Source organism: Yinghuangia sp. YIM S09857 (assembly GCF_051388915.1).
Classification (GTDB): Bacteria; Actinomycetota; Actinomycetes; order Streptomycetales; family Streptomycetaceae; genus Yinghuangia.
Window position 1 is genome coordinate 148,189 of the sequence record NZ_JBPKBH010000023.1, and the last position, 11,786, is coordinate 159,974.

General features: G+C 72.3%; 11 protein-coding genes and 1 pseudogene. 4 read left to right on the forward strand and 8 right to left on the reverse strand.

What is annotated here, in order from left to right:
* Nucleotides 1-47: 47 nt before the first annotated feature.
* Entirely contained in the window at nt 48-275 is a 228-nt protein-coding gene (locus ACRX5S_RS34665) for a hypothetical protein (protein WP_436777176.1), read from the reverse strand.
* A 76-nt stretch (nt 276-351) separates the two neighbouring features.
* Here ACRX5S_RS34665 and ACRX5S_RS34670 point away from each other — a divergent pair, with 76 nt between their 5' ends.
* On the forward strand, nt 352-591 hold the full coding sequence (locus ACRX5S_RS34670) for a hypothetical protein (RefSeq protein ID WP_436777177.1): 240 nt from the start codon (nt 352-354) through the stop codon (nt 589-591).
* Between the two features lie 42 nt (nt 592-633).
* On the opposite strand, the gene ACRX5S_RS34675 is transcribed toward ACRX5S_RS34670, so the two are convergent.
* The 4 genes from ACRX5S_RS34675 to ACRX5S_RS34690 form a co-directional block, all read right to left on the reverse strand.
* Nucleotides 634-1,149, reverse strand: coding sequence for a hypothetical protein (locus tag ACRX5S_RS34675; protein WP_436777178.1), 516 nt, complete (start codon nt 1,147-1,149; stop codon nt 634-636).
* 57 nt (nt 1,150-1,206) lie between these two features.
* Nucleotides 1,207-1,386: a hypothetical protein gene (locus ACRX5S_RS34680; protein WP_436777179.1), complete on the reverse strand. Its 180-nt coding sequence runs from the start codon at nt 1,384-1,386 to the stop codon at nt 1,207-1,209.
* Between the two features lie 381 nt (nt 1,387-1,767).
* Nucleotides 1,768-2,874: a DUF4192 domain-containing protein gene (locus ACRX5S_RS34685; RefSeq protein WP_436777180.1), complete on the reverse strand. Its 1,107-nt coding sequence runs from the start codon at nt 2,872-2,874 to the stop codon at nt 1,768-1,770.
* Between the two features lie 81 nt (nt 2,875-2,955).
* On the reverse strand, nt 2,956-3,933 hold the full coding sequence (locus tag ACRX5S_RS34690) for an aldo/keto reductase (protein WP_436777181.1): 978 nt from the start codon (nt 3,931-3,933) through the stop codon (nt 2,956-2,958).
* A gap of 567 nt (nt 3,934-4,500) precedes the next feature.
* On the opposite strand from ACRX5S_RS34690, the gene ACRX5S_RS34695 reads away from it, so the two are divergent.
* Together ACRX5S_RS34695 and ACRX5S_RS34700 are read left to right on the forward strand one after the other, a co-directional pair.
* On the forward strand, nt 4,501-6,666 hold the full coding sequence (locus ACRX5S_RS34695) for a RecQ family ATP-dependent DNA helicase (RefSeq protein WP_436777182.1): 2,166 nt from the start codon (nt 4,501-4,503) through the stop codon (nt 6,664-6,666).
* 630 nt (nt 6,667-7,296) lie between these two features.
* Entirely contained in the window at nt 7,297-8,025 is a 729-nt protein-coding gene (locus ACRX5S_RS34700; protein ID WP_436777183.1) for a hypothetical protein, read from the forward strand.
* An 881-nt stretch (nt 8,026-8,906) separates the two neighbouring features.
* On the opposite strand, the gene ACRX5S_RS34705 is transcribed toward ACRX5S_RS34700, so the two are convergent.
* From ACRX5S_RS34705 to ACRX5S_RS34715, 3 genes are all read right to left on the reverse strand, one after another.
* Nucleotides 8,907-9,278: a hypothetical protein gene (locus ACRX5S_RS34705; RefSeq protein ID WP_436777184.1), complete on the reverse strand. Its 372-nt coding sequence runs from the start codon at nt 9,276-9,278 to the stop codon at nt 8,907-8,909.
* A gap of 358 nt (nt 9,279-9,636) precedes the next feature.
* Entirely contained in the window at nt 9,637-10,293 is a 657-nt protein-coding gene (locus ACRX5S_RS34710) for a hypothetical protein (protein ID WP_436777185.1), read from the reverse strand.
* 374 nt (nt 10,294-10,667) lie between these two features.
* Nucleotides 10,668-11,588, reverse strand: coding sequence for a TerD family protein (locus tag ACRX5S_RS34715; protein ID WP_436777186.1), 921 nt, complete (start codon nt 11,586-11,588; stop codon nt 10,668-10,670).
* Here ACRX5S_RS34715 and ACRX5S_RS34720 point away from each other — a divergent pair.
* A pseudogene (locus ACRX5S_RS34720) lies at nt 11,575-11,786 on the forward strand (hypothetical protein); the annotation flags it as partial. The gene ACRX5S_RS34715 and the pseudogene ACRX5S_RS34720 overlap by 14 nt on opposite strands.

The window sequence follows — 11,786 nt, forward strand, 5'->3', positions numbered from 1 at the left end:
ACGCAACGGGGCGGCCCGCACCGCGGCGTGGCGGTGCGGGCCGGTCGTTACAGCCTGGACGGGTCTGGGCGGAACTGCGGGGGTGTCTTTGCCGCTTCGGCTTTGGCGCGTAGTTCGGCGAGGGGGAAGGGGCGGGTGACTCCGCCGCGGGTGCGGCGCAGGACGGCGACGTTGCCCAGTCGGCCGCGTAGGTGCTGCTCGCGTTCTTCGGCGTGGGCGAAGCGGTCCGGGTGGACGGCGAGCAGTCGGCGCCATGCGACGGCTCCTCCGCGCACGCAGGCGCCTGCGCAGTTGGCATGGGGGAAGCCGTCCGCGAACATGGCGGGCGGTTCGAACTACCGACGGCACCGCGTGCTGCAGGAGTACCCGCTGCTGCTCGCCCGCCTGACGCGCCACCACGTCACAGCGATGCCCATGGCCCACCGCCAGGGCTACGGGACGGTGCGCACCGCGATCGCGATCAACCTCGAACGCATCACCGCACACCTGCCGCCCGCACCCGAGCTTCAGTTCAGAAGCCCCACCGCGCTCCAGCGGTTCCTCGACGTCAACCGCATCCCACGCCCACGATCCTGGCGCGCCACCGGCTAAGTGCCCGGCACAAGCCAATCCTCACGGCCCGGGACGCCGCTCTCAGAACGGCGGGTCGTCCGTGAAGCCTTCACGGGCGAGTCCCTGGTCCACAGCGACGGTGCCGCCCCACGGTCCGCGCTCGTTCCACAGATGGGGCGACATGTCAGGCAGTGCATGGCCGTCGAGGACGGCATAACACACCGCCCACGCATGCTCCAGGACCTGTTCGGCCTTGACGGAGACCTCCCCGTGGCGACTGCGGAAGCCTGGGCTGAGGCGGTGGAGCAGGCCGATGAGTTCCGGACCGGGCCAGTGTGCCTCCGGCGCGAATGCGGCGAGCCGGTGCAGCGCCAGGGAAACCGGATAGACGACCCGGTCCAGGAAAACCTTCTGGTCGGAGCCGGCCGGGTCAGTCTCGGGCATGAAGCGCAGCGCGTCCTCGGCCGTCGCGATGACCGCGAGGGCTTCCAAGGCGGCCGCGCGGCGCAGCGCATGGTCCTCCTCGACGGGCAGTGGGTCAGTCCGAGCGCTCCTCTCGGTGGCCTTGGCGTTGCGGGCCTGGATGGACACGGTCATGGCGCCGACGACGCCTCCGGACACGACTGCCGCAGCTATCTCGCTCCACACAGCGGCCTACTCCCCGAGCCAGAACGGCGCAACGGCGTTCGCGTCCAGCGCGGACCAAGCCAGCCCGGTGCGTGTCGCCGCCCAGATCTTGGAGCGTGAAGTGCTCGGTCCGGCGGCCAAGAACCGAATGCTGGCACGCGTGCCAACAGCCAAAGCGGACTTACCAGCAACGATGAACACGGTCATGGCCCCATGATCACGTGAGCCCGCGACACCCCACTCGGCACGCTGAAGACGACCAGCAGCCCAACGGCACTGTTCAAGATCCCCGACAGCGTCAAGCAGTGGGGGCGTGACGGCCTGCGCGGCCCATGTGCGTGGGGGTGGATGAGGCCAGAACGGTGGCTCGCTCAGGGTCGATCACGCGCGGATGGACGCCGCGGACCGGTCGTTGAATCGGAGCCGTCCTGCGCGGTGGTAGGCGACGCAAGACCGGCAGACGCGGGACCGGCCTGAGTGGGATTTGCGGGAGCGGGGTTGGCCGGTGTGGGGTTCGCGGGCGCGGCGTTGGCCGGTGTGGGGTTAGCCGGTGTGGGGTTAGCCGGTGTGGAGTTCGCGGGAGCAGGGTTAGCCGGTGGGCGTCGGATTGCCGTCCGTGCTTGGGGGCGCGCTTGGCGGGCTCGGTGGGGTGCCGCGTCGCGGACTGCGGGCGGGAAACAGGAGTGCGCGGGCATCCACCGGATCCAGGCCTCCGTTGATGGCCGTGTGGAGCAACTGCGCCAACCGGTACGTGGGATCGGCTTCGAGGGCGCGGTTGACGGCCACGCGGGCGAAGGCCGGTTGATCCCCCGTCCATGCCTCCCAGGCCACGAGGGACAGCGGTACGGCGGAATCGGGCGGCAGCGACCGGCGGGCCAGTGCGGTCCATAGCGGCAGCAGCGCGTCGTCCTGCCAGGACATCGCGTGGTCGCGGGCCCGGCGGTCGTCGAGGCCGAGCACCAGTCGGGCGGCCTCGTCGTACGTCATCGAGCAGTCGCCGCCCGCAAATCTCGTACGCGCGGCCTGGAGCAGCGCGATCGTCTCGTACTGGAGGCCGTCCCTGCCTCCGACATCGGCCTGCCGCTTCAGCTCCGCGCGGCGGTGGACGAACGCCTGTCGGACGGCCTCGCGGGCGATGAACTCCGGCGGGCGAACCCGGGCCGCGAGCTCGGACAGCGGGATGGGCGGCGGGATGCCCGCCGTCACGGCCGCCGCCGCGACCGCCGTATGGCGTTCGGTCGGCAGCGGTGTGCCGTCGGGCGGGCAGCAGTCGTGGATACGGCAGATGTACGACCACACCCTGCCGTTCTGCACGCAGATGGATTCCTGGAGGGCGAGCGCCCTTCGGCGGCACGCCCCGGCGACCGACTCGGCCAGCGGCCGGTAGAAGTCGACGCCGCGCGTGCCGTCGCGCGGCTGCGAGTCCACGTACACGATCGACGACAGGAACCGGGCGCCGTGCTGGAGGAGTTGCGCGGTGTGGTGGTGGGCGGCGGCCGCGAATCGCTCGGGCGGGGGCAGGTCCAGGCGCAGGACCGGTCCGACCCGGCCGTCCTCCGGCCGAATGCCGAGCAGCACGAGGCTGTCGGTGGGACGGGCACCGAGCAAGTAGGGGATTGCTTCGGCCAGTTCGCTCGGGGTGCCGACCTGGATGACGGTCGTGGTGGGCATCGGGGTGAAGGCGGTTTCGCTCATGCATCGAGCCTGGGGCACCCCGGCAGCCGTCAATGCCACCCCGAGCCATCTGTGGACAACTCCGGCCTGTGGATAGCGAATTCACTCGTGCGAGGGACTGTGACGGCTCGCTCGGAATGATATTGGCCCGCGGCGGTGAGGCTCCGGCGCGAACGCCCTCGCCTGCGCGGTCAGCGCCGCGTACTCGTCCTCGGCGAGTTGCAGTTCCGCCGCCGCGACGTTCTGCTCCAACTGCTCGATGCCGGACGCTCCCGGGATCGCGACGACCGGTCCCCGATGCAGCGTCCAGGCCAGCGCAACCTGGGCGGGCGTGGCGCCGTGCGCCGCGGCGATCTCCTGGAGGAGTTCCAGCAGCGGCTGGGCGCGGCGCAGGTTCTCGGGGCGGAAGAGCTTGCCGCGTGCGCGGAATCCGGACGGCGGGTTGTAGGCGTCGTAGCGACAGCCCAGCAGCCCCTGGGCGAGCGGGCTGTACGCGATGATCAGCCTCCCGTTCGCCTCCGCCCACGGCACCAGGTCGTCCAGCGCCTGGGGCTTGGCGAGGCTGAACTCCACCTGGTCGGACAGGACGCGGCCGCCGAGCGCGTGTTCCGCGCGGCGCCAGCGGGCGAGGTCGTAGTTGCTCACCCCGATCTCGTCGACGACCTTCTCGTCCTGGAGTTCGGCCAGGCCCTGCATGGTCGTGTCCATGCCGAAGAGCGGGTTCGGGAAGTGGGCCTGGTAGAGGCTGATGCGGTCGACGCCGAGTCGGTCGAGACTGGCGTACGCGCGGGCCTTGACGACGCGCGCGACGGGGACGACCGGGAGGAACTTCGTCGCCACGACGACACGGGTGGCGTCGGAACCGAGCGCTTCACCGAGAATGCGCTCGCTGCGGCCCCAGCCGTACATCTCGGCGGTGTCGAACAGGGTGACGCCCAGTTCGAGGGCGCGCCCGACGAGCGCGCGGGCGGTCACCGAGGCGTACGCGTCGCCGTACCCCCATTCACGCGAGCCGAACTGCCACGTGCCGAGCCCGATGCGGCCGAGCCTGGGGAATCCGTCGAGGTCGAGGTGGCGCATCGTGTCCTCCCGGGGGCGTCCGCTGTCCACGAGTCCTGTCCCACCCTTCACCTCCGCGGCGCGGGAGCCAAGCGCAGACGGAGTTTCTTCACAAATCCGGGGGTGGGCGGGGCGGGGCGGCAGGCGAGGTGATGGCGGCACGGACGGAGTGGCGACGGCGGCCGCAGGACAGCAATATCGACGCCCGCGGCGGGCCACAGCAGAGGGGCGCCGCGGCGGGTGCAGAGGCCGTCAGTGCACAGCGACAACGGGCGCCATGGAACGTGACTGACCGTCGGAGCACGGCGACAACGGCGGCGGCACCGAAACGGCTGCGGCGTCGAGCATCGAGGCGCGTCGAGCGTTGAAGGTGGCAGCAGCCGATGTTCGCCGCCGCCCTCGCGAAAGGTCCGCCACAGCCACGGTTTGCGGGCGAACGCGCGCAGCGCTGGGCGCATGGGGGTGCGATCCGGGCTCCAGGAACCCAAAAATGCCTACAAAATTAACATTCAGACTTGCTGAAACGTTTATCCACAGATTCGACGGCGCGTTCCCACGTTGTCCGGCGGAACGGATAGAAAGGTGCGTATGGACTCCGCCGACGCCACGCCAGCCACCTCCGCGCCCCGCGACCCCGCAGCCTCGACAGCGCTGCGGGACGAGGCCGACACCGTCCTGCGCGGCCTCGCCGGCGACAGTGCCCGGTTGCGCGAGGACCAGTGGCGTGCGGTCGAGGCCCTGGTCGCGGACCACCGCCGGGTGCTGGTCGTCCAGCGCACGGGCTGGGGCAAGTCGGCGGTGTACTTCGTCGCCACTGCGCTGCTGCGCGCCCGCGGCGCCGGGCCGACGGTGATCGTCTCGCCGCTCCTCGCCCTCATGCGCAACCAGATCGACTCCGCCGCGCGCGCCGGGATCCGGGCGCGCACGATCAACTCGGCCAACATCGACGACTGGGACTCGATCCAGGCCGAGGTCGCCGACGGCGCCGTCGACGTGCTCCTGGTCAGCCCCGAGCGCCTCAACAACCCGGACTTCCGCGACACCGTCCTGCCGAAGCTCGCGGCCACGTGCGGGCTGCTGGTCGTCGACGAGGCGCACTGCGTGTCCGACTGGGGCCACGACTTCCGCCCCGACTACCGCAGGTTGCGCACGCTGCTCGGCGATCTGCCGCGCGGGGTGCCGGTGTTGGCCACGACCGCGACGGCCAACGCACGCGTGACCGCCGATGTGGCCGAGCAACTGGGCACCGGGGCGGACAACACCGACGCCATGATCCTGCGCGGTTCCCTGGACCGCGAGAGCCTGACCCTGGGCGTCCTCCAACTCCCGGACGCTGCACACCGCTTGGCGTGGCTGGACCAGCACCTCGGCGACCTCCCCGGGTCCGGCATCATCTACACCCTCACGGTGGCCGCCGCCGAGGAGGTGACCGCGTACCTGCGCTCACGCGGCCACACCGTGGCGTCCTACTCGGGGCGCACCCCGGACGCGGAACGGCAGGCGGCCGAGGCCGACTTGCTGGCCAACCGGGTCAAGGCGCTGGTGGCGACCTCCGCCCTGGGCATGGGCTTCGACAAGGGCGACCTCGGATTCGTCGTGCACCTGGGCGCGCCGCAATCGCCCATCGCGTACTACCAGCAGATCGGACGTGCCGGCCGCGCCGTCGAGCGCGCCGACGTCCTGCTGCTCCCGGGCCGCGAAGACGAGGCGATCTGGCGCTACTTCGCCTCGCTGGGCTTCCCGCCCGAGGACCAGGTGCGCCGCACCCTCGACGTCCTCGCGTCCGCCGACCGGCCGCTTTCGACCGCGGCCCTGGAGCCGCGCGTCGACCTGCGCCGCAACCGGCTCGAACTGATGCTCAAGGTCCTCGACGTCGACGGCGCGGCTCGGCGGGTGAGCCGCGGGTGGACCGCCACCGGCCAGCCGTGGCGGTACGACACCGAGCGCTACGCACGCGTGGCGAAGGCCCGCGCCCACGAGCAGCAGGCGATGCGCGACTACGTGGCAACCACCGGGTGCCGTCTGGAGTTTCTGCGCAGGCAACTCGACGATGAGTTGGCGGCGCCGTGCGGTCGCTGCGACGGATGCGCGGGTCCGCGCTACGACGCCGCCGTCGACCCGGGCGCGCTCGACGCGGCGCGGGCCGCTCTCGGCCGCCCCGGGGTCGAGGTGGAGCCGCGGCGTCGGTGGCCGACCGGCATGTCCGAGGCGGGCGTCTCCCTGAAGGGGACCATTCCGGCCGGCGAACAGGCGTCGACAGGACGGGCGCTCGGGCGGCTGTCCGACATCGGGTGGGGCAACCGGCTGCGCCCGGTGTTCGCCGCCGACGCCGCGGACGGACCGGTGAGCGACGACGTGTTCGACGCGGTCGTCCAGGTTCTCGCGTCGTGGGGCTGGGAGCGGCGGCCGGCCGGGGTGGTCACGATGGCATCCCGCACGCACGGGCTGCTGATCGACAGCCTCGGCGCGCGGCTGTCCGAAGTCGGCCGGCTGCCGTTCCTCGGCCGGATCGAGTACGCCCCGGGCGCGACGCCCGCTCCGGCCCGCAGCAACAGCGCCCAGCGGCTGCGCGCGCTCAGCGGGGTGTTCACCGTGAGTTCGGGACTCGCGGCGGCGGTCGCCGCCGTCGAAGGGCCGGTCCTGCTGGTCGACGACCGGCTCGACAGCGGCTGGACCATCACCGTCGCGGCCCGGCTTCTGCGGCAGGCGGGGGCCACCGAGGTGCTGCCGCTGGTGCTGGCGGTGGAAGCGTGAACGGACTTACGTCTGCTGGGAGTTCTCAACGGTCGACGCCCGCACGCCCGGGCCGGCTGTGGGGCTTGGTTCGAGACGGGGTTTCATATGAAGACATATCGATAATCTGACAGGCGCGGGTCGGTACCGACGCCGACGTTCGCGGCTTGCGGGATCTTGGGCCGAGGGCGGGCCACCACCGGGACGCCGTACCGCGGCTCTTAGGTCGGCCCTGCCGGGCCCGGACTGCATCACGAGCGCGTGGACAACTTGCGTCGCCGGACCGCACAAAAACACACGGAATCATGCGAAACACCGACACGCGGCGGTCAGCAAGCGCCCTGCGGACCGGATGTGTCGATCACGTGAAACGTGGGTTTCTTGTGCAGCTGATCACGTTTCCCTGTTGCCGCCACTCCCATGCTCGCGGAAGAATCGACATAGCGTCCTGGTGATCTTTGCGGGTCGCATCACTTTGTGATGCGGCAGAACCCGCACGGTTTCTCCTGCGCCACAACACACCGGCTGACGACGGTCCGCTCTCCCGGACCGCTCCCGGACCGAAGGAGGGCCGTGCCTGACACCGCCACCGCCGCAGCCTCCCTCCGGTCCAGACTCGGCCGCCGCGTTCCGCCCGCGGAACCTGTGCGCATGATCGATCCGGAGCGCTGGCAGGCGTACGACGTCCCGCTGCTGCGCGACCCGCGCGCTGTAGTCAAGCGCCTCCACGAACTCCACCGGCCCGAGTCCGGGACCGCGGTAGTCGCGGTCCTCGACGGCGACGGACGCCCGGTCGCCAGCGCGTCGTTCGCGCTCGACAACGGGTCGGGCCCGGTCGACGGCTGGGAGTGCCGCAACACGATCCTCGCCCACCTGCGCATGATCGTGCCGGACGATCTGCGCCGCGCGACGCCGACGCGCACCGCGGTCCTGCTGCTCTGCCGCGACGGGAAGCGGGGCTGGGAGCCCGACGACGGGCGGTGGATGTGGGGCCTGCGCGACGCGTGCGGCCTGCACGGCCTGCGCTGCGGGGCCGCCGTGGTGCTGGCCGAGGACGGCTGGCAGGTCGTCGGAGACGGTCGCAACGGACGTACACCGGTTCCCGCGGCGCGTCCGGTTCCCGCCCCTGCGCTCCCGGCATCCGGGCTGCCGACGGCCGCGGCGACCACGCCCGCCGCCGCCCCGGCTCCCGGTCCTGCCCCCGCTCCCGCGATCCAGCTGCCGACCGTGCCGCCGCGCTCGGGCGCGAGTCCGCACCCGCCGAGCCGCACCGATCATGCGGGTGTCGCGGTGGCGGCGTTCGCCGACTACCCGGAGAGTCCGCCGCCGCCGTCAAGACCCACGCTGGTCCGTCTCATGCCGGACGTGGCCACAGCCTGAACAGGCTGACGCGCGCTGCCCGATCACGGCCCATGCCGACGATGTCGTCGACGTGGGCCGTGATCGGTTGCGTTGCGGGGGGGGTCGCGTCCCAAGCGGCACACCGCCGACCGACGAGTCGGCGGGAGGGCGGCCGGGGTTCGCCGTGGAGCGTGGCTCTCAAACGGCGCACGGCCGGTCGGTGAGCCGGCGGGAGGACGACTGGGGCTCGCCGCCCTCCTGGGTTACGACGCGACTGCGACGCGCGAACTGACGGGTCGTCAGGAGTCAGACGGCACACCCGGGTCCGGTCGCCACAGTGGCCCTCTACCGCGACGCGGGAGTCCGTTCCAGGGGCAGGTGTGGGAACCGGGCGATTCGGGACCACAGGCGGCGCCCAGGGGGCTTGAGGGGCGCCCGCAGGGTGATCGGGTGCGCGTCCCGAGTATCTTGCAGGCCGGAGCCGCAGGACGAGCCGGGCCGCTCGGGGCCACGGGCAGCACCCAGGGGGCTTGACGGACCTCCGCAGGGTCGCCGGGTGCGCATCTTGGGCGACTTGCGGGTCGGAGCCGCAAGCCACAGGCACGATCCGTTTGCCGGGGCAGCCGCCGTCCATCCGCGATCGATCCGCCCGAGTCACGGCCCGCGCGTCCCGGACGCGCGACGTCAGTCGCACGGAATCGCTTCGCCCTGCCGATGAACAGGCACACGGCGAACAGCAAGGACCGGTAAAGACGTTCGGTGCGGGCCGGGGTCGCCGACGCGACGGCGTGCCCGGGAGTTGCCCGGCCGTCGGGTCGGTCGCACCGCAACACGTACGCCGGCACGGCACCGGATGTAGGCGGACCGGAAGGCAAATTGACGGGGCGTCAGGTGGGGGGTGGCGCCCCGCCAGGGGTCGGCTAGGCGCCGCGGTGGCCCTGGGACGAGAGCCAGTCCGCGAGTTCGGTGGTGACGGTCAGGGCGTGCTCCTGCACCATCTCCGGGGCGTGCAGGCGGGTCGTGAGGTGTTCGCCGTGGAACGGCTTGATGCCTGCGACGAGCTTGCGGACCCCGAACAGGTTGCAGAACGCCTCGGCGTCTCCGGACTCGTAGGCGTCGTCCCATTCCTTGCGGTCCGCGACGTTCAGGGTGGCGAAGGCATACCGGTTGAGGTACGCGGCCAGCATGTCCACCACGGTGCTGCAAGCGCGGTACTGCTGGAGGGTCAACCGGTCTTCCTGATCGCTCAGGAAACGGTCGAGAAGCTGGGCTATCGAGGGGGATTCGGACATGGAAGGGAACCGTAGCCCACTGGCTTCGGCCGAGAACGGGCCCGGTTGCCGGGCTACCGAAGGCGATTCCGACATGGGAACGAACCGTAGCCGACTTCGGCCCCGCGCGTGCGGCTCGGGGCAGGAGTACGTCCCCACGAGTGGTCCTGTGGTACGGCAGCACTGACCGCCCGGCCGCCTGAGCGAACCGGGCGACAGCCCTGGACGGTGCGGAGCGCACCGCGGACACCTGCCGGAGGGCACCGATAGCCCACCGGAACTGCCGGAAACGCCGGGGGCACCGCGGATCGGACCAATGAGCGGTCGGCCGACCGTGCGGAGCGCCGACCGTACCCGGCGCCGTACGCACGCCCCCGGCTCAGAGCCCGGTCAGCGCCCGCACCTGGTCCAGGTCCCCGCACACGATGACCGCCCCGGTGCCCGCGCCGATCGCGGACACGAGCGCGTCCGTCGAACGAGCCGGGTCGGCGAAGCCGTTGACCACCAGCACGACCGTCTCGCGGCGCAGTTGGCGGTCGTTGAGCGCGCGGGCGTAGAAGACGTCGCGGCCCTCGGTGTACTGGCGCCAGTACTGCTCCGCGCCGAACGACTCCTCGTGCTGCTGCCACGGGTGCGGGTCGCCGGTGGTGAGCACCAGGATCGAGTCCGGCGCCGCGCCCTGGTCCAGCAGCCGGTCGACGCTGTCGTCGGCGATGTCGAGGGCGGTGTCCGGAGTCGCGGGGACCAGGCGGATGTCGGGTCCGGCCGGACGTCCGCCCTGACGAGCCGCGGGGACTGTCGGAGCGGCGGGCGCGGGCGCGGACGCGGCGGGCGGGGTGGTCGGCGTGGCCGGGGCCGCCTGGGCAGGCGGTGCGGCCGGCGCGGGAACCGATGCGGCGGCGGCCGGAGCCGAAGGACGCGGCGGTCCCGGCTTCGGCGCGGACGGCCGCGGCGGGCCCGGCTTGGGAGCGCCGGACGCGTGGGCGGGGTTACGGGGTGCGGACGGCTTGGGTGCCGCGGACTTTGCTGTCGTCACCAGATTCGCAGTCGTGAGTCGGGAAACACTGGATTCTTCGTCGGTGGCTCCGGAGTGACCGGAGGCGGGGATCTGCGGGGACGCCCCGGACAGATCGGCGTCCGGTTCCCCGGAAAACACACGCGGCATGGTCGCCAGTCTTATCAAAGCCTCCCCGGGCATGCACAGACCGGGTCGGTGTCGGCTGATGTAACGGTTGGAATTCGGCCGGGTCCGCGGGCGCGTCGGGCACGCCTACGGGGGGGTCCGGCCGCCGTCGGAGCCGGGCGTCCGAACGGGTCGGAACAGCCTCGGAACCGTGGTGCGGAGCGGCGGCACTCGCGCGGCGCTCGGACGGGAACGGGCGCGTTGGGTCAACGGGCGGCGCTACCGCGTCATTCGTCCACCACCACTCCGTACTCGGTCACCAGGGCGGCGAGCCCTTCGGCGTAACCCTGCCCCACCGCGCGCAGGCGCCACGCGTCATCGCGACGGTACACCTCGGTGAGGATCATCACTGTCTCCTCCCCGCCGGTGAGCCGGAAGTCGGCGAGCCTGCGCCGCGTGACGGGGTCGACGATACCGACGGCGACGGGGACTTGGGCGAACGCGGCACCCGCCGCGGCGTCAAGGGCCAACGCCACCAGAACGCGTGCGCGGCCCTCGGGCAGCTTGGTGACGTCGATGTCCACGGAGTCCGAACCGGGTTTGCCGTCCTGCAACTTGCCGGCCAGCCGCACGGCCCCGCTGGGGTGTACGGGCTGGTTGTAGAAGACCAGGTCCTCGTCCGCACCGACGCGGCGGTCCTCGTCGAGGACGAGCACGACCACGTCCGCGTCGACCGCCTCCGGCCCCCACCACGCGGCCTCGACGCGCAGGGCGCCGGTGAACGTGCCGAGCTTGTCGATGGTGACGGCCTGGCCCCGCTTCAGCGCGCGCGGCTCCTCGACGGGCGGGGCGGGCAGCGAAGTCCGGGGCTCGGACGGCGCGTCCGGCACATGCACCCGGCCCGTCTGCGGCCGCGTGCTCGGGACCGGCGGCACCGACGCCACGGGCGGCACCGGCGGCGCGCCCGCGGGCATCGGAGGATGCGTCGGAGGGGGCGGGGTACGGGACGGCGGGGCGCTCGGCCTCGGCGGTACGACCGACTCCCCCACGGTCTCGGGCACAACTCCGGACGCGACTCCGGACGCAACTCCCGGCACACCTTCGGACGCGACACCGGGCGCCGCGTCGGGCGCGGTCTCGGGGACCAGGTCGGGCGCCGTGTCCGGTACTTCGTCCGCCGCTGTGTCGGGCACCTTGCCGGTCGCCACCGCGGATCCACTCGCCGATCCGACGGCCGGACCCGCCGCCGACACACTCGCCGCCGACACACCGGCCGCGCCCGACCGGGCACCGGCCGACGAGTCCGCGGGCGTACCCGCGGTCGCGTCCGGCACGGCATCCGCCGCGCCCGGAGACAGCGCCGGAACCGGCGAGGACGGCGTCAGCCCGCGCCGCCGCGGCGTGCG